Raw genomic sequence first — 26,523 nt, 5'->3', positions numbered from 1 at the left:
TGTCATAGGGGGCGCCTACGTGGATAAACTGTGCCTAGTCACTTATTTTAAAAAAACTAAAAAGGAGGGCGTTATGAAGCCGACTGTAGCTGTACTGGGAACGTTTGACACAAAGGGAGAGGAGTTTTGTTATTTAATCCAATGTCTGGAATCATTTCACATGGCGGTTATTACAGTGGATTTGGGTACCAGGGAACAAAGGTATATACCTGCCCATTACCGTGCGGCAGAGGGAATCAGTTTGGGACAGGCGGGAGAACTTTCCAAAGATCAATGGATGAAAGCAATGGCTGCCAGTGGGGCGAAGACTGTGCAGGACCTTCTTAGGGAGAAGAGAATACAGGGTATTATCTCCATGGGCGGAGGCCAGGGAACATTCCTGGCAAACCAGATATTCCGGGAACTTCCCCTTGGAATGCCCAAACTTCTTTTATCCACACTGGCTTTGCTTAAAGACTCGGCCAGCCAGTTTACTGGATTGAACGATACCCTGGTGATGAATTCCCTGGTAGATATTTCAGGCCTGAACACTATTTTAAAAGACAATATACAGAGAGCGGCGGGGGCCCTGGCCGGCATGTTGTCCTTTAAAGTACAGGCAAAAAATAAAGAAAAGAAGCGTGCTGTAGGCATATCTTGCTGGGGAGTGACCACCCCCTGTGTGGATGTGGTGAGGAAAACCCTGGAAATGAGGGGATACGAAGTGTATGTATTTCATGCAAATGGGGAGGGAGGGACTATGCTGGAAAGGTTTGTCAGGGAGGGTTTTCTGGATGGAGTCGTGGATGTGACTCTTTCTGAAGTCAGTATGCCTCTGGCAGGTTCCTATCAGGAACCTGTTAGGGGGAGGCTTGAGAGCTCCGGCAGCCGGAGGGTTCCCCGGGTGGTGGCTCCAGGCGGCCTGGATATGGTACTGAGGCATAAAGGAGAAGCTGAGGGGATTGTGGGGCGCAAGGTGTATTTCCATACCCCGGATGTTGTCTTTGTAAGAAGTAATATAGAAGAGAATCGGCTGTTTGCCAGTGTTATTTCAGAAAAGTTAAACCAGTGCGAAGGGCCCGTGGCACTGATGCTTCCTTTAAAGGGCATATCTAAAGTGGACGTCCTAGGGGAAATTTTCTTTGAACCTGAGACAGATGCTGTATTATTTGGTATGCTGAAACACTGTGTTTCAGACAAGGTTGAAATTATAGAAATGGATTGTGACATTAACCATCCCGCTTTTGGAGAGAAGGCGGCTCAGGTATTGATTGATAAAATAGAAGGAGGAGAAAAATGATCATTAGTCCCAAACCAAAAACAAGAGATGAGATTTTAAAAAAGCTGCGCGGGCAGGTGGACCAGGGCATTCCCATTATCGGAGGAGGGGCAGGTATAGGCCTGAGCGCCAAATGCGAGGAGCAGGGGGGCATCGACCTGATTATTACGTATAATTCAGGCAGGTTTAGGATGGATGGAAGGCCGTCTATCAGCGGACTTCTGCCATTTGGCAGTGCCAATGACATTGTGCGGGAACTGGCTGCCCAGATTATGCCGATGGCGCCCAATACACCTGTCCTGGCCGGTGTGTTTGCTCAGGACAACTATCGTTTTATGGATAAATATTTGGAAGAGTTAAAGGCTTTTGGTTTTTCGGGAATCCAGAATTTTCCTTCATTTGCTGATTTTTCAGGTTCCCAGAAAGTGGAGTTGGAGGAAGTCGGATATGGAGTTGAAAATGAAATTGAGATGATGCGGCTGGCCCATAATATGGATATGCTGACGGCTCCCTACATATTTAATGAAGAACAATGCCAGGCAATGACAGAGGCTGGGGCAGACATTATTGTTGTACACTGCGGGTGTACAAAGGGCGGGATGAGCGGCATCAAGACAGATATTGCCTACGGACTTAGGGAGGCGGCAGAATATGCGGAGAGGATGGCAAAAGTAGCTAAAAAGGCCAACCCAGATGTTTTTGTTATCTGCCATGGAGGCCCCATCGCCGAACCAGAAGACGTGAAATATATATTGGAACATACAGAAAATATCTGTGGATTCTTTGGCGCCTCCAGCATGGAACGGCTGCCGGCAGAAAGAGCTATTACACAGCAGGTTAAAAATTTCAAAGCATTGCATATATAAAGAGAGGAGAAATGGACAATGGAAAAGATGGAAATGGTAAAAAAGGAACTTGAGAATTGTGGGGCATCCCTGGCCCATGTGGGGTTCTTGACCTGGGATAACGACAAGGCTATGGAAAGGCTGAACCAGATTCCGGGATTTGGAACGTGGGTATCTGATGCCACAGACTGGAGCCAGGATGACATGATTGTAGGCCCTCCTAATTCTATACGGTGCAGTAATGGTACCGTATGGGGGAATGTGAACGTGGAGCTTGTACAGCCGGTAAAGGGAAAATCATCAGGCACACATTTTGCAGAATATTTGGAGCAGTCAGGAGAAGGGCTTCACCATTTCTGCTATAAATTTCCAAACCATGAGGATTTTAAAAGGGCATATCAATATTTGAAGGATTTAGGATGCAGGGATGTACATCACGGAAAGCTGAATTTTGGAGAGGGCTCTGCATATGCGGGGGAGATGCTGGTAGAGTTCTGTTACATATCTGTGGAACCCAGCGGATTGTATATCGAGCTGAACTGGACACATCCAAACGCATAGAGGAGGGGGAATTTATGGATAAGATTATCCAGCTGGAGGATTTAAAGCCAGTTAAAGAGCGGTTCTGTATGGCAGGAAAAAAAGCCATTGTGACCGGCGCGGCAGGGGGAATAGGCAGAAGCACCGCGGCCGCGCTTGCAGAGCTGGGGGCAGATGTGGCATTGGTAGATGTGCGCACAGACCAGGCAGAAAAATATGCGGAATTTATTGAGCGGAAGTACAAGGTCCATGCAGCCGCCGTTGCATGTGATGTCACAAAAGAGGAAGAAGTCAACGCTATGGTTGAGGCTGTTGTAAAGACGTTTGGGACAATTGATATTGTCCACAGCAATGCGGGGGCTATTGGGGCAGGCTATGACGATGGTGATATAGATTTCCTGTCTTGGCGGCGCCTGATGGCCATCAACCTTGACGGCATGTTCCTGGTAAACCAGAAGGTATGTCAGTATTTAAGGCAGGAAAAAAAGGGCGGCGCTATTGTGAATACGGCTTCTATCTCCGGCCATGTAATTAACAGGACGCAAGGGAGGCATTCTGTATGCTATCCTGCAGCTAAGGCTGGGGTCCTGCATTTGACTAAGGGGATGGCAGCAGATTTTTGCCAATATGGAATCCGCATAAACAGTGTCAGCCCGGGAAATATGCTGTCTGGCATCCATGCAGGGATTCCAGATGCGGCTATGGAATCCATGACAGGGGACTGTGTTATGAAAAGGCTGGGAAGTATGGATGAAATAGGCGGCGTGGTAGCATTTTTACTGTCAGATCTGGCAACCTATATTACAGGCGCCGACGTGCTTGTGGATGGCGGCTACTGTATTTGGTAAAGGGCCGGCCTATACCTGTATGAGAGATGCCTCCTGCCTCTTTCAAGGGCAGGAGATAGGCATACAAACATATTCTATTATAAAAAGGAGGAACAGTATGATTACAAGAAGGCTTGGGAGGACAGGGTTTGAGGTGTCGGCCCTGGGACTCGGGTGTTTTCAGTTTACAGGGGAATATGATATTCACCCGGATTTATCAGAAGAACTCATGGATTTTGCTATGGAGTCCCCCATTAACATCTTTGACACTGCTTCGATGTACGGCTTTGGGGAAAGTGAGGAAATCGTAGCAAGAGGGGCGTTTAAGCATCCCGATAAAAGATGTTATGTCTCCACAAAGATTGGTTATCTCCATGACAGGACAGTGACCAGGGCAAAAGGGTATGCTGCATACCAGGATCCAAAAGAAATTAAAAGGGCAGTGAAGCACAGCCTCTGGATTTCCAGGAAGGAGCAGCTTGATATGTGCATGATACATGAGCCGGACTGGGACTGCTGGGGATTTGACTATGAAACTGGCGATAGTGTGATCCTATCCACATTGGAAGAGCTGAAGAAGGAAGGCTATATTGCCAATATTGGACTGGGTTCCACGGAGTATGTTAAGAGTGCGAAGCTGATTGACACAGGGCGTATCGACTGTGCGCTGGTGGCAGGCGGAATCAGCTTAATCGCCAGGCCTATTTTTGACTATCTCATACCGGCTGCAAAAAGACACGACTGTGGAATTTTGGTTGGCGCAGGTTTTGGGATGGGAAATAAGTTCCTTGTATCTAAACGCAGGGAAGAGCTTAACGAGCTTCTGGATTCTGGGGATGAGGTACAGGTAAATACTGGAAGGAAGCTGCAGAAGATTTATGACCTGTCAGATGAGCTGGGGATGGACATGTTTGAACTGGCTCTCCGCTATATTCTGGCTTTTGATGATATACATACACACTGTGCGGGTGCAAGAGAGGCGGGGCATATTAAGGCAAACCTGGCCTATGCCGAGAAGGGGCCTTTGGATATGGAGATTGTGGATAAGATTCATGCAATACAGGATGAGTTTGTTATCCCACAGGATTATAACATGATGGGACTGTTCGGGAAGCCACCAGGATTCTTAAGTGATTAGTGGGGACTGCCGGGAAATGATTTTTGGGAGCTGCAGAGTCTGCAGCTCCCATATTTAAAATGATTCAGAATGTAACCGGTATATTTAAAAAGCTTTATGGAAGAGGATTACCTGCGGCTTTGTACAACTCAAACCATTCTATCCTTGAAAGTTCAATTTCTGAGGCCCTGCACGCATCCTTGAGGCGTGAGGGAGTCATGCTTCCAACCAGGACCTGAAATTGTGCCGGGTGGCGGAGAATCCAGGCCACGGCCACAGCAGAGGCCGGTACCTGGTATTGTCCAGACAGCTCATCCAGCTTTTTGTTTAGATCAGGATAGTGTTCATAGTCGCCCAGATAATTTCCTTTCAGCAGTCCAAACTGAAAAGGCGCCCATGCCTGGAGGGAAATATGGTGCAGCCTGCAGTATTCAATGGTCCCCGCATCCCGCATCACAGATTCATCAGTGTCCATATTTACATTTATCCCCGCTGTAATCAAAGGGGTATGGGATAGGTTAAACTGCATCTGGTTCGCCGCTAAGGGCTGTTTCAGGCAGCTATTTAACAGTTCCATCTGGAAGCGGTTATGGTTGCTTACGCCGAAATAACGGACTTTTCCAGAGCGTTTCAATATATCGAAAGCTTCTGCAACTTCTTCCGGCCGTGTGAGGGGATCTGGCCTGTGCAGAAGCAGAATGTCCAGATAGTCCGTATCCAGGCGGCGGAGGCTTTCATTGACAGATGTAATGATATGCTCCTTGCTGTGGTCATAGTATTGAGTTGGCAAATCCAGATCCCGTATCGTACATTTGGACTGAAGGATGATTTTGTCCCTGGAACAGCCAAGGTTTTTAAGTGCCCTGGAGAAGGTTTCTTCTGAAAGGCCGTTGCCATATGCGTCGGCATGGTCGAAGAAGTTAATCCCTTCAGAGATGGCAGCGGATATGATATTTTCAGCCCTTAAGATATCCAGGGTGGATATTCTGGCGCATCCCAGGGCGATTTCTGAAACAGGAAGGGCATCTGGGCCAAGGGGAATATATTTCATAGCGCCCTCCCCTTATTTCGTCCAATCGAACACAACGCCCAGATATGTTTCTTTGTCATTCCCAAGTGCGTGGTAAATATCTCTGCATTCCTCAGGACGAACCACGTGGGTAAGGAGAGGCTTGTAGATGATCCGGTCTTGCGCCATGTAATCCATAACTACTTTTGTGTTGCGTATAATGGAATGCTTTACAAAGCTGTCTGGTTCATAGGGGTCTTTCCACTCGTGGGCGCCTTTGAAACGGAGATTATAGTCAGAGTGGAATACTTTAAAGAAAGCATCGGCACAGTTGTGTACATACTGAGTGCGTGGGGTGCCAAGCAGGACGATTTCTCCGTTTTTAGCCATATATTCCATACTGTCCATGATAACTTGTGTATTGCCGATGGCTTCAATCAGTGTGTTCAGCATCCTGCCCTCTGTGAGTTCTTGGATTTTTAAGGCGGTATTTGTGCTTTTGGGGTTGACAGTATAATCTACTTGGCATTCTTCAGCTATAGAGAGGCGTGAATCATGGCGGTCAATGCCAATGGAGACTGCCCCCTGGAGATGGGCCAGCTGGGCGGCCATAATACCAATGGTTCCCTGTCCTGTCACAGCTACATAATCGCCTAACTGGATATCCGCGGCACGCACTGCGGCTAGTGCAATAGTCGCCATACGGATGAGGGGCGCATATTTTTCGCTGATTGCAGAGGGTACCTTGCAAAAACAGCCGGTAACAGGCATGATGTTATATTCCTGATGCCCTCCATAATTGTATATAATATCGCCGACCTGATAATCTGTAATATCCTCTGCTTTTTTAACAATTTCACCGACGCAGACATATCCCGGCACAGCGGGCATGGTGAACCAATCCTCCAGTCCGTCCAGGCAGGCCAGCTCGGTTCCTGTGCTGATCAGACTATAGTGGTTTTTGAGCAGTACATGTCCGGCTGGGATATTGGAATCATCAAAATCCTCTGTGTACAGCTGTACCTTGCCGGGCTCAGAAAAGATTACTTTTCTCGTTTTTAACATAGTGGTTTTCCTCCTGTTTATGATGAGTTTGTAATTTAACCCCGCCAGGAAACTCCCGTTTTTATACAGTCTGTATAAGCCTGGATGGAAGTCTGCCTGATGAATAAGAAGAAAGGAACCCTTCTTAAAAAAGCTGCGAAGCGGCCTGAGGTTATGAACAGGCAGAAAGACGTTTTGTATATCTGCCTGATGTATGTAGCCTGATTATATAAGGAATGAATTTGAAAGTCAATATAGATATGACAAATAATAAAAAATAACCAAAATACATAAGACTATTTTGGTTAAAAAGGCATATTGACATGATAAAATTGGTGATATATATTATGAATATAAATAAAAATATTATATTTGTCATACCAATAATGATTAAGGGGGTATATAATATGCAGGAAATGCTTCATCCTGCTGAAGAGCTTTGCAGGATTATGGAACGGATCTATGACGTAGAGATGACATCCCTCACAGGGGGGAATGCTTCCATTATGGATAATGAAGGGGTTATGTGGGTAACGCCTACATCAATAGATAAAAAGTCCCTGACCCGGGAAGATATTGTCAAAATACTGCCTGATGGCACAGTTGAAGGTAAACATAAGCCCACGTCAGAATACCACATACACAGAAGTATCTTATTGAAACGTCCTGATATCAAGGCTGTCATCCATGCACATGCACCTGCTACAGTGACGATGAGCGTGCTGAACCAGGTGCCGGAGACCAGGCTGGCAGGGAAGATTTATGAGGTGGCCGGCCTTCCGGGACTGACGCCTTATGCCCTTCCGGGTTCTATGAAGCTGGTGGACACAGTGATGCAGGCATTTGAGAATGGATATGATTCAGCCATCCTGGAAAAGCATAGCGCGTTTGTGGGAAGCAAGAAAGGATTGCTGGACGCCTTTCAGAAATTTGAGGCTTTGGACATTGCGGCCCGGATACAGATTAACAGCCATATGCTAGGAACTCCTAAGAGAATCTCTGATTCAGATCTTTTAAGAAGGATGGAGGGGGCAGAAACTATATTCCCAGAAAAAGAGGTTATAGGCCGCACCTGTGTGGAATTAGACGCCAGGCGGGTACTGTCTGACATTGTCAGACGGGGATATACAAAGAAGCTGTTTGCCAGTGCAGTGGGAGTTATGTCTGTAAGGACAGGGAATCAAGGGTTTGTCATAACCCCTGCAGGCGGGGATAATGGGAAAATGGCCCCGGAGGATCTGGTTCTTATTGAGGAGGGGTACCGGGAAAAGGGAAAAGTGCCTCATGAGACTGCACCCCTCCACAAACGGATCTATGAGCTGCACCCGGAGATTCATTCAGTTATTCTGGCAAGTCCTGTTTATGCCATGGGGTTTGCTGTGACAGATACAGTGTATGAGACAACTCTTTACCCGGAAAGTTATGGGGTACTGAAGCAATGCAGCCGTTATACATATGAAGAATTATTTGAAAGCTGGGAGAAAATAGCAGAGGGCCTGGATCTGGAACACCCTGTGGCTGTCATTCAGAATTATGGGGTTTTACTGGCCGGCCCAACGCCCATACTGGCGTTTGACAAGCTGGAGGTGTGTGAATCTGGAGCCCAGTCTATACATGAAAGTAAGCGGATAGGGATAAAGATTCCTTTAATGACGCAGGGGCAGATAGATGAGATGAGTGAATAATAAAAGGAGGAAAAGACTATGAGATTAGGGTACAAGATTATTATGGGGGCGGACATTGCGGCCCATGATATGAAGGAAGAGGTTATTGGGATTCTCAGAGAGAAGGGGTATGACGTGGAAGATACAGGAACATCCGGCCCAGAACACGGGGACTTCAGTGATGCGGCAGAAATTGTGGCAAGAGGAATCCAGGAGGGTAAATATCAGAGGGGGATCTTGATGTGCGGCTCCGGGATCGGCATGGCTATGGCTGCTAATAAATTCGTAGGAGTCCGCGCAGCCCTTACATGGGATTTGGAGAGGGCGGTGCTGGCAGCCGCAGATAATAATACTAATGTACTCTGTACAGGGGGATGGCTGATGCCCAGCGCGGCCTATACAGCCAAAATGATAGAAGCCTGGCTGCTGGTACAATACACAGGACGGGATGCAGAAGGCATGGAGCGTGCCGCTGTCATTGAAAAGGAATACTAGGAGGGATATATGATGGCAAAGGAAAAAATAATTATCGGATGTGACACGAGTGGATTCCCTTTGAAGGAGGCTGTTGTAAAAGTCCTAAAAGAGGATGGGTATGAAGTAAAGGACGTGGGATGCTACAGTCCAGACGAAGGGTATTATCTGGATGCGGCGGAACCAGTGTGCAAGGCCGTGCAGAGCCAGGAATATGACAAGGGCATACTGGTGTGCGGAACAGGGCAGGGGATGAATATTTCTGCCAATAAGTTTTCGGGGATCCGTTCTGCTATCTGCTACAGTTTGTTTACAGCAAAGATGTCACGGGCAGACAGTGACGCCAATGTCCTGTGCATGGGGGCATGGTGCGTGAAGGAAGACGAGGGGATACAGGTTGCCCGCGTATGGCTGGGATCAGACTACTATGAACCGAATAACCAATATGGAATCAACCGGATGAAGGAATTTGAGCAGGCTATGAAACATTAGAGTATGTCCGGCCGCCCTAAGCGGCCTGATATACTCCGGGAAACCAGGAGGAAGGAATGAAAACAGCCAATTTTTTTGCAATGGATTTCGGGGCCAGCACTGGGAGAGGCATTATGGGTTCCTTTGACGGAAAACATTTGAAGCTGGATGAAGTACACAGGTTTAAAAATTATTTTGTGGATCTCAATGGAACGTATTACTGGGATATCCTGCGTATGTACCATGAGACAAAAAAATCAGTGCGCCTTGGAGTTAAGAAACCTGGCTTAGGTTCAGTCTTAAGTATAGGGATTGATACCTGGGGCACAGATTATGCCCTTCTGGATAAAAACGGGCAGCTCCTCGGGAATTCCAGATGTATGCGCAATGCTGACGGCCGGGGAGTCAGGGAAGTATATAAGGTAATCCCTCCGTGGGAGATGTTTCAGCGTACTGGCATCCAGACAATCTATGGAAATACAGTGTTCCAGCTATATGAAAGGCTCCTCAGCCAAGATACAGCATTAGAACACGCAGACAGGATGCTGATGCTTCCAGATATGCTGGCATATTTTTTCACAGGAGAGAAGGTTCAGGAATACACCATGGCTACCACGTCCATGCTCTATAGTCCTTATAAAAAGGACTGGGACAGAGAGCTTATAAGAAAATTGGGCCTTCCAGAGAAGATATTTCCAGAAATCATAGAGTCCGGCCACAGGCAGATCCCACTGCTGGGGGCCGTTTTGGAGGAGCTGGGAGAAAGGGGCCTTACGTATGTTCCTGTGGGAACCCATGACACAGCCTCGGCTGTGGCTTCTATTCCCCTAAGGGAGGATGAAGTATTCTGTTCCAGCGGAACCTGGTCATTATTTGGTATTGAATCCAGGGAACATGTGATTACAGAAGAGTCTTACCGCCTGAAATTTTCCAACGAGGGAACCGTGGACGGTCACATAAGGCTGCTGAAAAACATTATGGGTATGTGGGTAGTACAGCAGTGTATGGAGGAATGGCAGGATGAGGGCAAAACTCTGACCTGGGATCAGGTGGTGTGGGAGGCAGAAAAGGCCCGGCCATTTAGAAGTATTGTAGACTTTGATATGCCTGTGTTCTTCAATGCCGGAAGAATGAGGGAGAAGATCAGGGATTACTGTCAGGCCACAGGGCAGCCAATTCCTGAGACAGTAGGGGAAATTGCCAGATGCGTATATGAGAGCCTGGCCCTGAAATACAGGAAAACTTTCCTGGAGCTGGAACAGATTACTGGGAGGAAGCTGAAAGCGCTGAGAATAGTAGGAGGCGGCAGCAGTAACCGGATGCTGAACCAGATGGCCGCAGATGCGATCTGCCGCCCAGTATATGCGGGCCCTGCAGAAGGCGCCTGCATAGGAAATATTCTGGTACAGTGTATGGCCCGCAGGGAAGTGAAGGATCTCAGGGAGGCCAGGGATATTGTGAAGGGATCCTTTGAGGCAGAGTGCTATGAACCCAGAGATAAAGAAGCCTGGGATACGGCATATGGACGTTATTGTTCCCTGATAATATCATGAAGCAGTCGGTTATGAGCATTAAAATCCGTTATTCTGCCATACAGAGTCTTTTCTTGATGGCATACTGTTCTATCTGTGGGTTTGCCACTGTATTTCTGTCTGCGAGAGGGTTTTCTGCAAGCCAGATTGGGGTAATACTGGCAGCGGCTAATATACTGGCGATTTTTTTACAGCAAATATTGGCTGCTGTGATAGATAAATCGGAAAAAATCACCCTGAAAACAGCCAGCCTTTTTTTATGTGTGCTGACCATGGCCCTGCTGGCAGCTCTGTATACTGTTCATGCGCAGAAGGATAAAACAGCGGTTTTACTTCTCCTTGCCACTATAAGCATATTGGTGATACAGCCTTTACTAAATGCTGTTTATGTGTACTATTTAGGCGAGGGGGTCGAGATTAACTTTGGAGTTGCCAGAGGATGCGGGTCAGTTGCATATGCAGTTATCTCAATTTTGCTGGGTATGAGTATTGAGCAGTTCGGGGAGGGCAGTATCCTGGCTGCCGGGTTTTGGCTTTATGTAGGCTTATTTATTTGTATCTGGACTCTCAGTATCTACAAAAGAGAGCCGGCAAGGAGTAAGGAAAAGCAGCGGTTTTTAAGGGCCGCAAGTTTGTTTATCAAGAAATATGTGACATATTTTCAAATACTCTTGGGATTTGTACTTATATTCACGGAGCATTTTATACTAAATACATTCTCATTGCAGATTATGGAAAGCGTAGGAGGCGGCGCGGGAAATGTGGGCATATCTATAGGAATTGCTGCATTTTGCGAGCTGCCGGTGATGTTTGGGTTTTCATGGATTGCAGGCAGGATAGAGAGCCGTCTGCTTTTAAAAATTGCTGCAGCGGTATTTACATTAAAGGGCCTCTTTTCCCTGGGGGCATCTACAGTGGGGATGCTGTATTTGGCACAGAGTCTTCAGATGCTGGCCTTTGGCCTATATACACCGGCAATTGTATGGTATACCAGCCAGGTGATTGAACCAGAGGATATGGTTAAGGGGCAGTCTCTGGCAATTTTCTCTTCACTTGCGGGAAATATACTGGGAAATCTGCTTGGGGGCAGGATCTATGACAGCTTAGGGGCAAAGGCCATGCTGTGGGCAGGGGCGGCTATTTCTGGGGCAGGGACGGTTATAATATTTTTAGTAAAAAGAAAGGATGGAGAATCTTAAATGGAACATAAAATAGCAAAGGTTGAAGTTTTTCTTGTGACGTATCCGATTAAATCAGGACTGTCAGACGCCACAAGAAAAGTAGAAAATATCGGATATACAATCGTACAGCTGACTACAGACCAGGGACTGGCAGGCTTTGGGGTCACGTATAATGAAGTGGGCGGCGAGGCCACGAAGGTTATGATCGAGACTAATATAGCTCCCAGGATCATCGGCAGAAGTCCTTTTGAGACAGAAGTCATATGGCAGGATTTAGCCCAGTATCTACGGGGAGTGGGGCGGAAGGGACTTACCTACTGCGCTATCAGTGCAGTTGATATTGCGCTGTGGGATCTGAAAGGGAAGGTTTTGGGCCTTCCATTATTCCGCCTGATGGGAGGGACAAAGACAAGGATCCCTGTGTATGCCAGCGGCGGCTGGACTTCCTATGAAGATGGACAGCTGGTGGAGGAAATGGAGGGGTTTGTAGGGCAAGGCTATAAGATGGTTAAGTTTAAAGTAGGTGTAGAGGGCGGGAATAATCTCCAGAGGGATGTCAAACGTGTGTCTATGGTACGGGAGGCCGTGGGGGATGAAATTGGGATCATGCTGGATGCAAATAATTGTTGGGACAGCGCCACGGGCATCCGTTTTGCCAATATGGTAAAGGAGTACAATATCATGTTTCTGGAGGAACCTACCTTTGCAGATGACATACCAGGGTTAAAACGGTATAAAAGGGGGACAGACCTGCCTTTGGCCACAGGAGAGCATGAGTATACAAAATATGGATGCCGGGATCTGATCCTGTCAGAGGCGGCAGATATCGTCCAGATGGATTTCACAAGAGCCGGAGGGTATACAGAGGCGCTTAAGGTAGCTGCACTTACCCAGGCATGGAATTTGAAATTTGCGCCTCATGCTATGGAGAATATACATATTCATCTGTTAAGTGCAGTACATAACTCACTATTTCTGGAAAGGCTGCTTCTATTTGAGGAACTGACCAGCTTAACTTATAAGGACTGCCCTATGCCTGAGGATGGATATATGGAGATTCCAGAACTGCCCGGCCTGGGCCTGACATTGAATTGGGACTTCATTTTGAGCAAATAAAACATTTGGGGCACATGTATTAAGATGGCCCCATAGGGATGAACATTCAGGAGGTGTTTGATATGAAGATGTTAGTTGGACAAGATTTTACAGAAGCCGGAGACAAAGCAGTCATGCAGGTCATCAATCCCGCAGATGGGCAAGTACTTGATATTGTACCCTCTGCCACAAAGGAGGATGTGCTAAGGGCCATTGACACTGCTGTGGATGGGCAGAAAGAATGGGGAGCACGTACGGTCCGTGAAAGGACGAAGCTTTTAAAAAGTTTTTCAGATGCTGTCCTACAGAGGAGAAAAGAACTAGGGGAGATTCTGGCAAAGGAATCAGGAAAGCCTTATGAGGCGGAGGCTGTATGGGAGCTGGATTCCGTGGCCTATGTTTTTGAAGGCGCCTGTGAAGTGGCAAAGCATTATTATGGCAAAACAATGCCCCTTGGGACGGAACCGGGGTATGACCATGATATACAGTTTACAATCCACGAACCCCTGGGAGTGATAGCCTGTATTATTCCTTTTAACTTTCCGCCGGCTATTTGGTCGTTCAAGGTTGCAGCGGCGCTGGCGGCAGGAAATGCAGTGATTGTAAAGGCGCCGTCATCTAACCCGCTGACGATCCTAAAGCTCCATGAAATGCTGGTGGAGGCAGGCATACCGGCTTCTGTTGTCCAGTGTATTACAGGAAGCGGGACTAGGGTGGGGGACTGGCTGGTGGATGACAGCAGGATTGCCTCTGTAAACTTTACGGGCAGCGCCCAGGTCGGCGTTAGCATAGCCCAGCGCATAGCGCCCCATTTAACTGCATACCAATTTGAACTGGGAGGGAATGATCCATTTATTGTTTTTGAGGACGCGGATTTGGATTTGGCCGTAAAGGAGGCAGGGGATCAGTGCAGGAATAACAGGCAGTGCTGCACAGGCTCTAAAAGGTTTATAATCCATGATTCCCTGAAGGAAAGGTTTATAGAAAAGTTGACAGTGGAGTATCTATCCAAGGAAGTTATGGGGGATCCTATGGATCCTAAGACTACTATGGGGCCTATGATTAGCGAGAAGGCGGCTAAGGGCGTGGAGCAGCAGGTGTCACTGACAGTCTCCCAGGGCGCCCGTATTGTATATGGAGGGAAGCGCAGAGGGGCTTTCCACGAACCTACGGTGCTGGCAGATGTGACTGCAGATATGGATATAGCAAAAGATATGGAAGTATTTGGGCCAGTATGGCCTGTTATTGGATTTGAAACCTTTGAGGAGGCCATTTCTATTGCAAATAATTCTGTATATGGGTTGGGAGGCGGTGTGTTCTCCCAAAATATTAAGACCTGTATGAAAGCAGCAAAGGCTCTAAAGACAGGACATGTGGCTATCAACGGTTCTGGCAATTTCCGTGCGGCTGAGCTTCCCTTCGGCGGCGGGAAGCATATGAGCGGAAACAGCCGGGAGAGCCTGGCGGCTGTAATGGATGAGGTGACACAAAGTAAATCTATTGTGCTTCGTTACGTGTTGGAATAAAGGAGGTATGGCAAAATGGATATGCTGATTAATGGACAGCAGACAAAAGCAAGGAGTGGTGAAGTGCTTGGGATTGTAAACCCCTGCACAGGTGAATTGTTAGATGCAGTTCCATCTGCAGGGAAAGAGGAAGTTGACTTTGCCATAGAAAGTGCGGCTGAGGGACAGAAGGACTGGGCACGTGTGAGAGTCAGGGACAGAGGGGCCATCCTGACAAAGTTTACAGAACTGGTCAGAAGAGACAGAGATGAATTGGCAGAGATATTGACATTGGAGACAGGTAAACCAATTTTTGACTCCTATGGGGAAATTGATTCCGTGATCCATACGTTTACAGGTTCTGTAGAAATTGTCAAGCATCATTATGGAAAGACAATGCCTATGGGGATTGAGGGAGGATATGACGATGACCTGCAGGTAACTATCCACGAACCATTAGGAGTGATTGCTTGTATTGTTCCCTTTAATTTTCCGGCAGCTCTCTGGGCATTTAAGGCAGGCCCGGCGCTGGCAGCAGGCAATGCGATTATAGTAAAACCTGCCTCTTATAACCCACTCTGTGTACTCAGGTTGATGAATCTGCTGGCAGAGGCCGGAGTAGATAAAAGAGTGGTACAGTGCGTAACAGGCCCGGGGGCGGTGATAGGCAACTGGATTGTGGAGCATCCCTTGACGGCCCAGGTGAATTTAACGGGAGGCGTGGCAGCGGGAAAAGAAATTGCCAGGAGGGCGGCAGAAAATCTCACCGATTATAAATTTGAGCTGGGAGGAAATGACCCTCTGATTATTATGCCTGACTGTGATATGGATTTGGCAGTAAATGAAGCCGGAGATAAGACAAGGAATGCAGGGCAGTGCTGTTCCGGCGCAAAGCGTTTTATTGTCCATAATTCCATAAAAGAGGAATTTGTCAACCGTCTTATTGAAGAGCGGTTAAAGACAGTAGTGACTGGAGACTTGCTGGATATAAAGACGGATTTTGGTACATTAATCAGTGAAAAAGCTGCTATAGAAGTAGAAAGGCAGATTGCCCACACAGTAGGGCAAGGAGCCAAAATTATATATGGAGGACACAGAAACGGAGCGTTCTTTGAACCTACCGTACTGGCAGACGTGACTCCAGATATGGATATAGCAAAGGATATGGAAGTATTTGGCCCAGTATTTCCGATTATTGGATTTGACACCTTGGATGAAGCTATCGAGATTGCAGAAGGTTCCAGTTATGGCTTGAGTTCTGGGATTATCACAAATGACTTCCAGGATGCCATGAAAGTAGCTGCTTCTTTACGTTCTGGCATGGTGGCGGTAAATGGATCTGGAGGTTTCCGGGCACAGGAACTTCCCTTTGGCGGCGGTAAGAAGATGAGTGGAAACAGCCGGGAATGCCTTTCTTCCGTATTGGAAGAGGTAACACAGGAGAAGTCCATTATTTTCCGCTATGCGATGAAAAAGTATAATAACAGAGAGGTATAAGGACTATGGATAAAATGAAGGGCATTTACCCTGCATTGATCACCCCCTTTTGCGAGGACGGAAGTATTTCACAGGGGGCAATGGAACAGCTTATAGAAAGAAACTTAGAAAAGGGGGTTGCCGGATTTTATGTAGGCGGAAGTACCGGGGAGTCCTATCTGCTGTCCATGGAGGAAAGAAAGGACTTAATAAAAAGAGTTACAGGCATTATAAATGGAAGGGCAAAGGTAATCGCCAATATTGGCGTTTTTGCCACATGCCACGGGATCGAGATGGCAAAGGCGGCAGAAAGCATGGGGGTAGATGCTGTGTCCGCCGTTCCGCCCTTCTATTTCAAATTTTCTGCCCAAGAGCTGGCCGACTATTATAATGATATTGCCCGGGCGGTATCTGTGCCAATGATTATCTATAATATACCGGCTATGTCTGGGGTTAGTTTTTCCACACAGCAAATAGATAAAATGTTTAAGAATGAAAATATTGGAGGAATGAAACATACCAGCTATGATTTGTTTCAGATGGAGAGGGTAATCGCAAAATATCCGGATAAAACAATATTTATCGGCCATGACGAGATCTTTTTGTCTGCATTTGCGGCGGGTGCGGAGGCAGCCATAGGGAGCACCTTTAATTTTATGGCGGAAAAGTTTATCAAAATAGCTGAGTTACATAAGAGCGGCAGGCAGCAGGAAGCCTTGGCGGTGCAGGATGAAGCTAACCGCATTTTGGAGGTTTTGACAGAGATCGGCGTGTTCAAAGGGATTAAGGCGGCATTAAAGATGCAGGGGATTTCATGCGGCGTGTGCAGAAAACCTTTCCGTCCTTTGGAGGAAGAGCAGACAACAAGGCTCAGGAACATTATGGAGGAGACGGGATGTCTCTGATTTTTGTAAGATATGTGGAGGGATAAAGATGTTATTATATGCAGACAGCGCGGATATAGATCAGATCCGCAAAATGGAGAAGCTGGGCATTCTGGGGGGCATCACCACAAATCCTGTGATTGTGGCCAGGGAAAAACGGCCCGTTTACCAGGTGATAGAATCACTTTGCAGCTGTTTTCCCCAATATCCCATATTTGCCCAGGTAAACGCCCCCTCTGTTGAAGAGATGGTTTCCCAGGCATTTGTACTGAGCCGTATAAGCCCCGCTGTAGTTGTGAAAATCCCGGCATGTGAAAAGGGTATGGAAGCAATTTCTATTTTAAAAGCAGACCAGTCATTCTCAGCAGAAATTTGTGCGACTACTATCCTTACTGCCGCCCAGGCACTTTTTAGCTCCTTGGCTGGCGCGGATTATGTTGCTCCCTATGTGGGGGATATTTCTGCCCTGGGATATGACTCAATGGCCATGGTCAGGGATATTGTGGGGTGTCTTAAGGATTCCGGCACCATGGTACTAGCAGCGGCGGCGGAGAAGGCCCAGGATATGGTTGAGATTGCAAAGGCAGGAGCCGATATACTGACTGTGAGTCCCAACGCAGCCTTAAGTGCCTTACAGAAGCCTAAGCCTATCACACAATGGTATTTAGATTTATTTGCGGGGCGGTAGATTATATACCCGCAGGTATATTTGAAGGAGGAAGCAATGCAAGGAAAAGATTTCTTGACCATAAAAGATATAAAGTTCCGGCATACGGGATATATTGTGAAAGATATTCAGGCTGCTGCAGATGCATTTACCAGGATGTTTCCCATGATGGATGACTGGAAGTTTTGTACTACAAGGATGAGTGCAGAAGAAGTGGCGGATGGAAAGGCCTGCCATTTGGTTATCGGCCTGTCCAGGATTGGGACATATGCCATAGAGCTTATACAGGCCTTGGAGGACTGCCCCGATTGTTATCATATGCTGGCAGGGGAAGGGATTCACCATCTTGCTTTCGTCTACCCGGATAAATTATTTGACAAGGTACGGGATATGCTGGCAGAGAATGGATATAAGGCTGTATTTGCGGCACATCAAAAGAAATCAGGGGAAAAATGTTACTATTTCAAACATGAATCTCAGCCGGTTCTCATTGAACTCAATAATATGGAGCCAGATGACCCTGAGTACGAAACCCTTGAACAGGCAATGGAGATGGACAGATAGATGGAGAAGCCTTGCTGGAAACGTAAGCGCCCATCTCCCTGGAAGGGCATCCCCAATGCAGGCATACGCGGCGTTAAACTAGCGGCGTTGGAAGTGTTGGGGGATTAGATTCCGGCGGCAGTGGCCAAGCGGACATGTAAACATGTCCGCTGGATTCGCTGCTCTAAGGAAAAAAAGATATTGACTTTTTTGCAGGTATATGGTATTATACAAAAGCTGTCGGAGATAATTATATAATATGGGGGATTAGCTCAGTTGGGAGAGCGCCTGCCTTGCAAGCAGGAGGTCACGAGTTCGACTCTCGTATTCTCCATTCGCTTTCAATATTATTGAAAGTAGATGTTCCTCCTTAGCTCAGTCGGTAGAGCACTCGGCTGTTAACCGAGTTGTCGTTGGTTCAAGTCCAACAGGGGGAGTTAAATACCTTATGTCTTGTATATGACATAAGGCTTTTTTATTATAAAGAAAATTCCGGTGGATCTCCTATGTAATAAAAAACCACTCTTTGCTGGGTACTTCTGGGGCGAAATAGAAGAATCAACAGAGAGGGAGAGTGGAGTGAACGATTATACAGATAAAGATAGGACTGTTTGCTGAGCCTGGCGTATGGGCCGGTTTTATCAATTAATATACTTGGTTTATAACTTAATTAAATAATGATTGCCATATTTGGCAGGGTATTTTATAATAAACATACAAAACGAATGTAATTGAAAGTGGGTGTATGTATGGCAAGAAATAAATATCCAGAAGTAACTGTTGAGAAGATATTAGAAGTATCCCAGCGCTTGTTTTTAGAAAAGGGGTATGATCACACAACAATCCAGGATATTGTTGACGAACTAGATGGTTTAAGTAAAGGGGCCATTTATCATCATTTCAAATCAAAAGAAGAAATAATGGATGCTATAGGGGATAAGTTATTTTTCAAGAATAATCCGTTTGAGGTGGTTAAGAAAAGGGCAGACTTGAGCGGACTTGAAAAAATGAAGCTGGCAATTATACTAAACCAGTCTGACGCTGAACAGGCGGCTTATACAAAAGAGGCGGTTCCTCTTTTGAAGAATCCCCATGTATTAGCCAGAATGATTGATACGAACCGCCGTATACTGGGGCCGTATTGGCTGGAATTGATTGAGGAAGGCCAAAGGGACGGTTCAATTGAGACAGAATATGCAAAAGAGATGTCAGAGCTGCTTGTGTTGCTGGATGTCTGGCTGATACCTTCTGTGTTCCCGGCTGATGCTGAAGGGATTCAGCGCAGGTATTTATGTATAACTGAGATGTTAAGAAAAATGGGACTGCCCCTTTATGATGATCAGATTGCCGGTTTGATAAAGAATCATCCTGCTTTACAGGAGAAATAGAAGATCCAGACCAGGGTGTATTTGGTAAATTGCTGTACGTAACAGGCTTTTGCACAGGCCGGTATATTGATTGTCAAATACACTTTAAACAAAGGACAGAAAGGAACCCCGCTTGCGGGATTCTTTTTCAGCCAAATACATACAGTGGTTTGGTATTAAAATTCATTATAAAATACAAGAGGGATATTGATAGAAAGGAAAAAATATGGAAGAACGCAGTATATCTATTTTTGTATCGGCATTGAGAAAAAGCTACCGGGATAAAGTAGTATTAAAAAGTGTAAATATTTCTGTACAAAGGGGGATGATTTATTCCCTGCTAGGTTCTAATGGCGCAGGGAAAACAACAACAATCCGTATATTGGCAACACAGATCAAAGCGGACAGCGGGGAGATTAAAATAGAGGGGTATGATGTATGGAAAAACCCCAATAAAGTACATGAAGTCATCAGCCTGACAGGACAATTTTCTGCTGTCGACGAATGTCTGACAGGAAAAGAGAATCTAGTAATTATGGGTAAATTATGCCACCTGGAAAATCCAGGAAAAAGGGCAGATGAACTGTTGGAATATTTCGGCCTGTCTGGGGCGGGGGGCCGGATCGTCTCCACGTATTCGGGAGGTATGAAGCGGAAATTAGACATTGCCATGAGTTTAGTCGGGAATCCTAAGGTGATTTTTTTGGATGAGCCTACAACTGGATTAGATCCCCAAAGCCGCCGCAATATGTGGGAAATTATTCGGGAACTCAACCGCACTGGAGTTACTATATTTTTGACAACACAATATTTGGAGGAAGCTGAATATCTGGCAGATATGATTGGCATTTTAGACAATGGAGAGATTATTGCAGAGGGAACACCTGAGGAATTAAAAAGCTGCCTGCCCCATGGCGCCATTCAGTTTTCATTCTGTGATCTAGAAACCCTCGAAGAAGCAGCGCTGCTTATGAAAGACCAGAAAATTTCTTTTATTCCCGAAGAATGCAGGCTGACAGTATTTACAGACGGTAAGGCTGATGCAATTGCGGAGATTTTTCATAGATTCTATGAAAACAATATAGGCTTTCAGGATTTTACAAAGCTTACTCCTAACTTAGAGGATGTGTTTCTGACAGTGATCAAAGAAAGAGGGGAGCAATCGAATGGAAAATAATTTGAGGAGATGTAAGGATACCATAACAATAGCAAAACGTTGTCTGCTTCTTTCTAAAAGAAACCCAGATACATTTTTGACGAGTATTATGCTGCCAGCTCTGATGATGGTGCTGTTTGTCTCACTTTTTGGGAAACTGATCCATATAGAAGGGACTTCCTATGTAAATTATATTGTCCCTGGCGTCTTGCTTCAATGTATTGCACAGGGATCCGCCACTACGGCCATTATGATGAATAAGGATGCCGCAAGTGGAATTATGGCCAGGTTCAGCATCCTGCCAATCAAAAAGATATCTATATTAAATGGCCATATATTAGAAGCTTATGTGAGAAGTATTTTGATTTCAATTGTAGTTTTGTTTATTGCAGCCATACTCGGGTTTAACCCCTCTACTGACTTGATGGATTTAGGAGTATTGTTTATTTTGCTGTCAGGTATTATTCTGGCGTTGTCCTGGTTGGCTGTTGTGGTGGGAATAGTATCTAACAGCGCCGAGGGAGCCAGTGCATTGTCTGCATTGATGGTTATTTTGCCGTATATAAGTTCTGGCTTTGTGCCAACAGAAACATTGCCAAATGTAATGAAAATATTTGCAGAATACCAGCCTATGACACCGATCATTGATTGTCTGAGAAATGCGTTATTAGGCAAGCCATTGGATGGAGAGATATTTACGGCCGCGCTGCTTTGGTGTATAGGTTTAATTGCTGTATTTTATTTTCTGTCACTGGCCTTATTTAAAAAGCGTCTTAGCTCATAAACGGCGGAGATTTAAGTGGGGCTGATACTCTGATGTTTCTCAATAAAATAAAAAAGTTATTTGTTTTAATCTTATTTTAATTTTTCCCCTATATACTGACATCATCAGAAACATAACTAACAGAGCAGAAGGATAAAGGAGGGAAAGGATGACGACAAAGAGCCGGTTTATAGCCGCAGCCGCGGCGGTGGTAATTATGGGAAATATGACAGGCTGTGGGATAAGAAATATAGACGCCAAATCATCAGCAGGTACACAGTCCGGGCAGGAAGATACGCAGCAGAGCTCCCAGAGTATAGAGGATATGCAGAAAGAGATAGACAGCCTTAAACAGCAGATAGCTGAATTGGAGAAGGGCAGCCAGGGACAGGAGGGAACCGGCGGCGATTCCCAGCCAGGGCAAAATACCGGGGAGAGCAGCAATATACAGGCCGAGGGCAGTCATGCAGAGAAGGGACGGGAAAACAGCTCCCCGGGGACAGCAGACAGCCAGTCGGCAAGTCAGGGCAGTACAGCACAAGCCGGGGAAAACTCACAGCAGGTAAAGCTCAGCCTGGAGGAGGCCAAAAAGATCGCGCTGGACCGTGTTCCAGGGGCTACAGACCAGAATATTATAATTAAATTGGATTTCGATGATGGCTGGTATATCTACGAAGGCGATATTATTTATGACAGAGTGGAATATGAGTTCGAAATAGATGCGAATACAGGGGCGCTTATCGAGTGGAGTGAAGAGCGAATTTAAATAGGGAATTAAATAGAGAAGAGGAGTCTGACATGTTAAAAAAATTAAGTAAAAAAGGTAAGATTGGCGCAGCAATAGGCTGTGTGGCAGTTATATTGATAGTTGCACTGGTCGCAGTGCTTTCCATGCGGGTGGATGCGGCAGAGGCGCGGCAGGCAGCTTTAAGCCAGACAGGAGGCGGGGAAGTTATTTCTCAGGAGATCGAGAGTGAGGGCCTGTGGAATGAGTATCAGTTCACTATTTCAAACGGAAATCAGTGGTATGAGATTGAAGTCAGTGGATTTGGAAATATTACTAAGTTGGAGAGCGGTACAGGACAATATCCAATAGATTAAATATTCTGGACTAAAAGTAAACAAGGGAGGATCATAATTATGAGAAAAAAGTCAATGATTGTATTATCAGCAGTATGCATCACCATGGTATTGGCAACAGGGTGCCAAAGTCCGGTCAGTGCCCAAAACAGCCAGCAGGCCTCTAAAGCGGATAACCAAAACCAGACGGCAGATACAGCATCCCAGGCCGGGCAGGGGGCGTCATCCGCGGATGCAGGAGGCGCAAATACGAATGCCGCAATTACAGAAGAAGAGGCAAAGAAGATCGCATTAGATAAAGCAGGTATAACGGAGGCAGATACGATTTCCCTGACGGTTAAGCAGGAGTTTGATGACGGGAGAGATTTGTACAAAGTAGAGTTATATACTCCCCAAAAGGATTTTGAATATGAGATAGGAACTGCAGACGGACGTATCTATCAGGAGGATATTGATATGGCTGAGCAAGTGGACGGGAGTAAAGTACAGACAAGTATCACTCCGGATGCGGCCAGGCAGGCTGTTCTTGAGAAAGTCCCGGGTGCATCAGACAAAAATGTGCGCATGAAATTAGATATGGATGATGGACGTTACCGCTATGAAGGCGAGATTATTTTCGAAAATATGTCTTATGAATTTGAGATGGATGCAGAGACCGGAGCAATGAATGAGTGGTCTGAAGAGTCGCTGCTTTATTAAGCGTCGGACTCTGGCAGCTAACATTTAGAGGATTAAGCTGAGAAAATATTAAGCAGATATTTTTATCCCCAACACTTATAGATATACTATATAAGTGTTGGGGATTTATAGATATATTCAATTTAAAGTATTTATTTGCCTGTGATATAATAAATGCCGTGGGTTTATGACCCCCAAGGGCACATATTAAAAGAGGCCCCGGGGCAAACTATTTCACCCTAATGCACAGTGGCCCAGGCAGTCCAAAGGTCTTGGAGTCTGGCTGCACATGATGATGGCATATGTACGATAGGCATATCCTGCTTAAACAGGATGCAGTCCTTTAGGTTTAGCCATTTTTGGCCTATGCGGCCTTTTGTGCACGGGGTAGGATGAGAGGAGAAAGAAAATGGACAGAAAATGGAAAACAAAAGAGGTAGTAGTAATTGCAATGGTAGGGGCGGTGATCGGTGTTCTTTATACACTGATGGACTATGCGTATATGCCCCTGTCTGCATTGCTGGGAACCGTGTTTATGGAATTGACATTTGGCATTTATCTGCTGTCAGCAGCCCTGCCAATGTATATTGTAAGAAAGCCGGGTTTTGCGGTATACGGGGCGTTAGTGACCGCAGGCGTGAACCTGCTTTTGGGCAGTCCTTATGGCATACAGCTGGTGCTTGCAGGCGTGCTCCAGGGCATAGGGATTGAGATAGGCTATGCATTGTTTGGAAAGTATGAAGGTAGTTTAAAGAACATGGTAACAGGGGCCATTCTGGGGGCATTGCTGGTATTCTCAAGGGATGCGCTTGTGTTTGGCACCCTTACATATGGAGCCAAAATTGTAACAGGCATTCTTATTGTCCGTCTGCTGAGCGCAACAGTTATTGGGATACTTCTGGTGAAAGGCATCACTGCCGCAGTGAAGAAAACAGGGGTGTTGAAGGGATTCGCATGTGCAAAGAATTAGGAAGCCAGAAAGGAAATGCCATTTTGGAGATACAGGATGGGTCATTTCTCTATGAGGGTGAGGCAGACTGTGTGTGGAAAGGACTTTCCCTGCAATTTTTTCAAGGCATGATACATGCAATTGCAGGGGAAAGCGGCTGTGGTAAAAGTTCAATTCTGTATTTACTCAACGGAATTATCCCTCACATGACAGAGGGGGATATGAAGGGCCGCATTTTGTATAAAGGAAAAGACATTACCACCCAGCTTCCAAAATATCGGTGTGCTCAAATAGGACTGGTGATGCAGAATCCGGAAAGCCAGTTTTGTACATTTACAGTAGAAGAGGAGCTGGCATTTGGAATGGAAAACCTATGCTTTACGCAGGATGACATGAAAAAACGTATACGGCAGGTGCTGGAATATGTAGGCATGGGCGGATATGAGGCGTATGATTTGAATAGCCTGTCCGGCGGGCAGAAACAGAAAATAGCAATTGCTTCTATATTGGTTATGGATCCAGAAATACTGCTTTTAGACGAACCCACTGCGAACTTGGATCCCCAGAGCAGAAAGGAGATATTGCTGCTTATTACCAGGCTGGCCAGGGAGAAAAATAAAACAATTATTCTTGTAGAGCATAATCTGGAAGAGATTTTGGACGAAGTGGATTTTATGTTTTGGATCAATAGGCAAAAGGAAATTGTAACAGGGAGTACTCCCGGCGAGATCCAAACTATATTTGGCAGGCTGAAGAACTATGCAGACTCTGTAAAGAGAGTAGGGGGGAGTGCGGATACCTTGAAGGCCCCAGAAAAATTCCAGGCAGAATACAAGGCTGGGGCGGGAACTCCCATTCTGGAACTACAGGGGGTCAGGTTTGCATATCCAGGAACGGGCGGCAGACAGCAGGCAGGACCAAAGCAGATTTTAAATGGGGTAGACTTAACGATTCGAAAACAAGATTTTATTGCCGTGCTAGGCGAAAATGGCGCTGGCAAGTCGACACTCCTGAGGCTGATTTTTCAGATTAACAGACAGGAAGAGGGCAGTATTCTATTGGCGGGGAAACCGGTGGAGAAATACAGGAAGAGGGAACTGTATCATAGGATGGGCCTGGTGTTCCAGAACCCAGAGAACCAGTTTGTGACCAATTCTGTGCAGGAAGAAATGATGTTCAGCCTGAAAAAGGAAAAAATCAGCTCTTTCGAAAAAGAGAAAAGGGTAACTGACATGCTGGAGTTATTCCACTTGGAGGCTGAGAGAGAGAAAAGTCCCTTTATATTGAGCCAGGGGCAGAAGAGGCGGCTGAGTGTAGCCGCTATGCTTTTGACAGAGCAGCAGATATTGTTTCTGGACGAACCTACATACGGGCAGGACTTTGAAAACAGGCATGAGCTGATGAAGGATATGAAAAGGCTCAATGAAGGCGGCACAACAATTGTTATGATTACCCACGACTTGGCCCTGACGGCAGAATACGCGGACAGAGTTGTTGAGCTAAAGGATGGGAAAATTGCTTTTGATGGTTCTGCTGAGAAATATTTTGCTAATCACTCTCTAAAGCAGGAGGAGGTTACATAAGATGTTTGCATATATGGAACATGATTCTTACTTACATAGAAGAAACCCTATCATTAAGCTGGGGATAATTTTGGTACTGACCGTTATTGTAAGCCTTTCATATTTCCCAGTCCTGCCCATAGCCACATTTCTGATTTCGTTTATGACAATTTGGATTGGCGGGAAAATTCCTATGAAAAATCTGTTGAGGCGCCTGCTGATTTTTATTACTGTCAGTATCATATTTATGTTTTCTATGTTAATATTGAGAGGACTGGGAGAGGAGACAGATGCTGTATGGTCTTTCTGGATTTTTGCCTGGAGCAGGCGGGATTTGATCCATGTATTTTCCCTGGGATTCAGGATATTGACATTGGTTACACTTTCCATGGGGTTTGTTTTGACGACCAGGCCCCGGGATCTGGTATTGAGCCTGATTATGCAGTGTAAGGTATCGGTTGTCCATGGGTATGCTGCGTTGGCTGCATACCGGTTTCTGCCAGAACTGCAGGCACAGGTTGACAGCATTCATCTGGCCCAGGAGATCAGGGGGATCCCATGGAATAAAAATCTGTTTTCCAGGTTTACATCGCCTTTCAGGGTTTTGCTGCCGTTAATCAGCACAGCGGCAAGACGGGGAGAACGGGTAGCCTGCGCAATGGAGAGCAGGGGGCTTGGCAGGCAGGCGAATCGGAGCTTTTATGTCAGAATAGGTACAGACAGGTCAGACTGGCTCTTCCTGGCAGTTGTTTTTTTACTATATGGATTGCTTGTCCTGTTCCTGGTCAAATTTAACTTATTTCATTTTAGTTTTGCATTTGCACGATAAAGGAGGA

27 protein-coding genes and 2 tRNA genes are annotated in these 26,523 nt (G+C 46.0%); 27 read left to right on the top strand and 2 right to left on the bottom strand.

What is annotated here, in order from left to right:
• The first annotated feature begins 73 nt into the window (after positions 1-73).
• The 5 genes from EFA47_RS15835 (at position 74) to EFA47_RS15815 (ending at position 4,608) form a co-directional block, all read left to right on the top strand.
• Positions 74-1,279: a Tm-1-like ATP-binding domain-containing protein gene (locus tag EFA47_RS15835; protein WP_122644124.1), complete on the top strand. Its 1,206-nt coding sequence runs from the start codon at positions 74-76 to the stop codon at positions 1,277-1,279.
• Positions 1,276-2,124, top strand: a complete 849-nt coding sequence (locus EFA47_RS15830) for a phosphoenolpyruvate hydrolase family protein (protein WP_122644123.1) — start codon at positions 1,276-1,278, stop codon at positions 2,122-2,124. Before EFA47_RS15835 ends, EFA47_RS15830 begins: the two co-directional genes overlap by 4 nt.
• Positions 2,125-2,142: 18 nt before the next feature.
• Positions 2,143-2,664 (top strand): VOC family protein, encoded by a 522-nt coding sequence (locus EFA47_RS15825; protein WP_122644122.1) that lies wholly within the window; start codon positions 2,143-2,145, stop codon positions 2,662-2,664.
• Between the two features lie 14 nt (positions 2,665-2,678).
• Positions 2,679-3,491: an SDR family NAD(P)-dependent oxidoreductase gene (locus tag EFA47_RS15820; RefSeq protein ID WP_164690033.1), complete on the top strand. Its 813-nt coding sequence runs from the start codon at positions 2,679-2,681 to the stop codon at positions 3,489-3,491.
• A 97-nt stretch (positions 3,492-3,588) separates the two neighbouring features.
• Complete coding sequence (locus tag EFA47_RS15815; RefSeq protein ID WP_164690032.1) at positions 3,589-4,608, top strand: aldo/keto reductase; 1,020 nt, start codon at positions 3,589-3,591, stop codon at positions 4,606-4,608.
• A gap of 94 nt (positions 4,609-4,702) precedes the next feature.
• On the opposite strand, the gene EFA47_RS15810 is transcribed toward EFA47_RS15815, so the two are convergent.
• Together EFA47_RS15810 and EFA47_RS15805 are read right to left on the bottom strand one after the other, a co-directional pair.
• A complete protein-coding gene (locus EFA47_RS15810; protein ID WP_122644119.1) occupies positions 4,703-5,638 on the bottom strand; it encodes an aldo/keto reductase in 936 nt (311 codons plus the stop codon).
• A 12-nt stretch (positions 5,639-5,650) separates the two neighbouring features.
• A complete protein-coding gene (locus EFA47_RS15805) occupies positions 5,651-6,661 on the bottom strand; it encodes a zinc-dependent alcohol dehydrogenase (protein ID WP_122644118.1) in 1,011 nt (336 codons plus the stop codon).
• A 386-nt stretch (positions 6,662-7,047) separates the two neighbouring features.
• Between EFA47_RS15805 and EFA47_RS15800 the strand changes: the two genes are divergently transcribed.
• The 22 genes from EFA47_RS15800 to EFA47_RS15695 all read left to right on the top strand — a co-directional run bounded on the left by EFA47_RS15800 (position 7,048) and on the right by EFA47_RS15695 (position 26,516).
• Positions 7,048-8,325, top strand: coding sequence for a class II aldolase/adducin family protein (locus EFA47_RS15800; RefSeq protein WP_164690031.1), 1,278 nt, complete (start codon positions 7,048-7,050; stop codon positions 8,323-8,325).
• A gap of 18 nt (positions 8,326-8,343) precedes the next feature.
• Complete coding sequence (locus EFA47_RS15795; RefSeq protein ID WP_122644116.1) at positions 8,344-8,799, top strand: RpiB/LacA/LacB family sugar-phosphate isomerase; 456 nt, start codon at positions 8,344-8,346, stop codon at positions 8,797-8,799.
• Between the two features lie 9 nt (positions 8,800-8,808).
• Positions 8,809-9,270, top strand: a complete 462-nt coding sequence (locus EFA47_RS15790) for an RpiB/LacA/LacB family sugar-phosphate isomerase (protein WP_122644115.1) — start codon at positions 8,809-8,811, stop codon at positions 9,268-9,270.
• A 56-nt stretch (positions 9,271-9,326) separates the two neighbouring features.
• The gene (locus tag EFA47_RS15785; protein WP_122644114.1) at positions 9,327-10,802 is read left to right on the top strand and encodes a rhamnulokinase; all 1,476 of its coding nucleotides are present in this window, start codon (positions 9,327-9,329) and stop codon (positions 10,800-10,802) included.
• A gap of 11 nt (positions 10,803-10,813) precedes the next feature.
• Positions 10,814-11,980 (top strand): MFS transporter, encoded by a 1,167-nt coding sequence (locus EFA47_RS15780; protein WP_164690030.1) that lies wholly within the window; start codon positions 10,814-10,816, stop codon positions 11,978-11,980.
• Positions 11,981-13,078: a mandelate racemase/muconate lactonizing enzyme family protein gene (locus tag EFA47_RS15775; protein WP_122644112.1), complete on the top strand. Its 1,098-nt coding sequence runs from the start codon at positions 11,981-11,983 to the stop codon at positions 13,076-13,078.
• Between the two features lie 62 nt (positions 13,079-13,140).
• Positions 13,141-14,583 (top strand): aldehyde dehydrogenase family protein, encoded by a 1,443-nt coding sequence (locus EFA47_RS15770; RefSeq protein ID WP_122644111.1) that lies wholly within the window; start codon positions 13,141-13,143, stop codon positions 14,581-14,583.
• A 15-nt stretch (positions 14,584-14,598) separates the two neighbouring features.
• Complete coding sequence (locus EFA47_RS15765; protein ID WP_122644110.1) at positions 14,599-16,059, top strand: aldehyde dehydrogenase family protein; 1,461 nt, start codon at positions 14,599-14,601, stop codon at positions 16,057-16,059.
• 5 nt (positions 16,060-16,064) lie between these two features.
• On the top strand, positions 16,065-16,943 hold the full coding sequence (locus EFA47_RS15760) for an N-acetylneuraminate lyase (RefSeq protein WP_122644109.1): 879 nt from the start codon (positions 16,065-16,067) through the stop codon (positions 16,941-16,943).
• Positions 16,944-16,971: 28 nt separating this feature from the next.
• Positions 16,972-17,610 (top strand): transaldolase family protein, encoded by a 639-nt coding sequence (locus tag EFA47_RS15755; RefSeq protein ID WP_122644108.1) that lies wholly within the window; start codon positions 16,972-16,974, stop codon positions 17,608-17,610.
• 36 nt (positions 17,611-17,646) lie between these two features.
• The gene (locus EFA47_RS15750; RefSeq protein ID WP_122644107.1) at positions 17,647-18,153 is read left to right on the top strand and encodes a VOC family protein; all 507 of its coding nucleotides are present in this window, start codon (positions 17,647-17,649) and stop codon (positions 18,151-18,153) included.
• A gap of 240 nt (positions 18,154-18,393) precedes the next feature.
• Positions 18,394-18,466: transfer RNA gene (locus EFA47_RS15745), tRNA-Ala, on the top strand.
• 30 nt (positions 18,467-18,496) lie between these two features.
• Positions 18,497-18,569: transfer RNA gene (locus tag EFA47_RS15740), tRNA-Asn, on the top strand.
• 312 nt (positions 18,570-18,881) lie between these two features.
• Positions 18,882-19,520 carry a TetR/AcrR family transcriptional regulator gene (locus EFA47_RS15735; RefSeq protein ID WP_122644106.1) on the top strand — a complete coding sequence of 213 codons (639 nt, stop codon included), beginning with the start codon at positions 18,882-18,884 and terminating at the stop codon, positions 19,518-19,520.
• Positions 19,521-19,725: 205 nt separating this feature from the next.
• Positions 19,726-20,676: an ATP-binding cassette domain-containing protein gene (locus EFA47_RS15730; RefSeq protein ID WP_122644105.1), complete on the top strand. Its 951-nt coding sequence runs from the start codon at positions 19,726-19,728 to the stop codon at positions 20,674-20,676.
• Positions 20,666-21,439 (top strand): ABC transporter permease, encoded by a 774-nt coding sequence (locus EFA47_RS15725; RefSeq protein WP_122644104.1) that lies wholly within the window; start codon positions 20,666-20,668, stop codon positions 21,437-21,439. The genes EFA47_RS15730 and EFA47_RS15725 overlap by 11 nt, the downstream gene beginning before the upstream one ends.
• Before the next feature lie 148 nt (positions 21,440-21,587).
• Entirely contained in the window at positions 21,588-22,184 is a 597-nt protein-coding gene (locus EFA47_RS15720) for a PepSY domain-containing protein (RefSeq protein WP_122644103.1), read from the top strand.
• A gap of 32 nt (positions 22,185-22,216) precedes the next feature.
• On the top strand, positions 22,217-22,519 hold the full coding sequence (locus EFA47_RS15715; protein WP_122644102.1) for a hypothetical protein: 303 nt from the start codon (positions 22,217-22,219) through the stop codon (positions 22,517-22,519).
• 39 nt (positions 22,520-22,558) lie between these two features.
• Positions 22,559-23,197 (top strand): PepSY domain-containing protein, encoded by a 639-nt coding sequence (locus EFA47_RS15710; protein WP_122644101.1) that lies wholly within the window; start codon positions 22,559-22,561, stop codon positions 23,195-23,197.
• A 388-nt stretch (positions 23,198-23,585) separates the two neighbouring features.
• On the top strand, positions 23,586-24,146 hold the full coding sequence (locus EFA47_RS15705) for an ECF transporter S component (protein ID WP_122644100.1): 561 nt from the start codon (positions 23,586-23,588) through the stop codon (positions 24,144-24,146).
• Positions 24,131-25,708 carry an ABC transporter ATP-binding protein gene (locus EFA47_RS15700; protein WP_122644099.1) on the top strand — a complete coding sequence of 526 codons (1,578 nt, stop codon included), beginning with the start codon at positions 24,131-24,133 and terminating at the stop codon, positions 25,706-25,708. The genes EFA47_RS15705 and EFA47_RS15700 overlap by 16 nt, the downstream gene beginning before the upstream one ends.
• Position 25,709: 1 nt before the next feature.
• Entirely contained in the window at positions 25,710-26,516 is an 807-nt protein-coding gene (locus EFA47_RS15695) for an energy-coupling factor transporter transmembrane component T family protein (RefSeq protein ID WP_122644098.1), read from the top strand.
• Positions 26,517-26,523: the final 7 nt, after the last annotated feature.

This window comes from Luxibacter massiliensis (genome assembly GCF_900604355.1).
In the GTDB taxonomy this organism is placed as follows: domain Bacteria; phylum Bacillota; class Clostridia; order Lachnospirales; family Lachnospiraceae; genus Luxibacter; species Luxibacter massiliensis.
Note: the sequence above shows the minus strand (reverse complement) of the source record. Positions and strands in the feature narration are given on the sequence as shown.

What these genes read in the sequence shown, in the direction of transcription:
- EFA47_RS15835 (WP_122644124.1), top strand. Translation starts at nt 74, where the DNA reads ATGAAGCCGACTGTAGCTGTACTGGGAACGTTTGACACAAAGGGAGAG.
- EFA47_RS15830 (WP_122644123.1), top strand. Translation starts at nt 1,276, where the DNA reads ATGATCATTAGTCCCAAACCAAAAACAAGAGATGAGATTTTAAAAAAG.
- EFA47_RS15825 (WP_122644122.1), top strand. Translation starts at nt 2,143, where the DNA reads ATGGAAAAGATGGAAATGGTAAAAAAGGAACTTGAGAATTGTGGGGCA.
- EFA47_RS15820 (WP_164690033.1), top strand. Translation starts at nt 2,679, where the DNA reads ATGGATAAGATTATCCAGCTGGAGGATTTAAAGCCAGTTAAAGAGCGG.
- EFA47_RS15815 (WP_164690032.1), top strand. Translation starts at nt 3,589, where the DNA reads ATGATTACAAGAAGGCTTGGGAGGACAGGGTTTGAGGTGTCGGCCCTG.
- EFA47_RS15810 (WP_122644119.1), bottom strand. Translation starts at nt 5,638, where the DNA reads ATGAAATATATTCCCCTTGGCCCAGATGCCCTTCCTGTTTCAGAAATC.
- EFA47_RS15805 (WP_122644118.1), bottom strand. Translation starts at nt 6,661, where the DNA reads ATGTTAAAAACGAGAAAAGTAATCTTTTCTGAGCCCGGCAAGGTACAG.
- EFA47_RS15800 (WP_164690031.1), top strand. Translation starts at nt 7,048, where the DNA reads ATGCAGGAAATGCTTCATCCTGCTGAAGAGCTTTGCAGGATTATGGAA.
- EFA47_RS15795 (WP_122644116.1), top strand. Translation starts at nt 8,344, where the DNA reads ATGAGATTAGGGTACAAGATTATTATGGGGGCGGACATTGCGGCCCAT.
- EFA47_RS15790 (WP_122644115.1), top strand. Translation starts at nt 8,809, where the DNA reads ATGATGGCAAAGGAAAAAATAATTATCGGATGTGACACGAGTGGATTC.
- EFA47_RS15785 (WP_122644114.1), top strand. Translation starts at nt 9,327, where the DNA reads ATGAAAACAGCCAATTTTTTTGCAATGGATTTCGGGGCCAGCACTGGG.
- EFA47_RS15780 (WP_164690030.1), top strand. Translation starts at nt 10,814, where the DNA reads ATGAGCATTAAAATCCGTTATTCTGCCATACAGAGTCTTTTCTTGATG.
- EFA47_RS15775 (WP_122644112.1), top strand. Translation starts at nt 11,981, where the DNA reads ATGGAACATAAAATAGCAAAGGTTGAAGTTTTTCTTGTGACGTATCCG.
- EFA47_RS15770 (WP_122644111.1), top strand. Translation starts at nt 13,141, where the DNA reads ATGAAGATGTTAGTTGGACAAGATTTTACAGAAGCCGGAGACAAAGCA.
- EFA47_RS15765 (WP_122644110.1), top strand. Translation starts at nt 14,599, where the DNA reads ATGGATATGCTGATTAATGGACAGCAGACAAAAGCAAGGAGTGGTGAA.
- EFA47_RS15760 (WP_122644109.1), top strand. Translation starts at nt 16,065, where the DNA reads ATGGATAAAATGAAGGGCATTTACCCTGCATTGATCACCCCCTTTTGC.
- EFA47_RS15755 (WP_122644108.1), top strand. Translation starts at nt 16,972, where the DNA reads ATGTTATTATATGCAGACAGCGCGGATATAGATCAGATCCGCAAAATG.
- EFA47_RS15750 (WP_122644107.1), top strand. Translation starts at nt 17,647, where the DNA reads ATGCAAGGAAAAGATTTCTTGACCATAAAAGATATAAAGTTCCGGCAT.
- EFA47_RS15735 (WP_122644106.1), top strand. Translation starts at nt 18,882, where the DNA reads ATGGCAAGAAATAAATATCCAGAAGTAACTGTTGAGAAGATATTAGAA.
- EFA47_RS15730 (WP_122644105.1), top strand. Translation starts at nt 19,726, where the DNA reads ATGGAAGAACGCAGTATATCTATTTTTGTATCGGCATTGAGAAAAAGC.
- EFA47_RS15725 (WP_122644104.1), top strand. Translation starts at nt 20,666, where the DNA reads ATGGAAAATAATTTGAGGAGATGTAAGGATACCATAACAATAGCAAAA.
- EFA47_RS15720 (WP_122644103.1), top strand. Translation starts at nt 21,588, where the DNA reads ATGACGACAAAGAGCCGGTTTATAGCCGCAGCCGCGGCGGTGGTAATT.
- EFA47_RS15715 (WP_122644102.1), top strand. Translation starts at nt 22,217, where the DNA reads ATGTTAAAAAAATTAAGTAAAAAAGGTAAGATTGGCGCAGCAATAGGC.
- EFA47_RS15710 (WP_122644101.1), top strand. Translation starts at nt 22,559, where the DNA reads ATGAGAAAAAAGTCAATGATTGTATTATCAGCAGTATGCATCACCATG.
- EFA47_RS15705 (WP_122644100.1), top strand. Translation starts at nt 23,586, where the DNA reads ATGGACAGAAAATGGAAAACAAAAGAGGTAGTAGTAATTGCAATGGTA.
- EFA47_RS15700 (WP_122644099.1), top strand. Translation starts at nt 24,131, where the DNA reads ATGTGCAAAGAATTAGGAAGCCAGAAAGGAAATGCCATTTTGGAGATA.
- EFA47_RS15695 (WP_122644098.1), top strand. Translation starts at nt 25,710, where the DNA reads ATGTTTGCATATATGGAACATGATTCTTACTTACATAGAAGAAACCCT.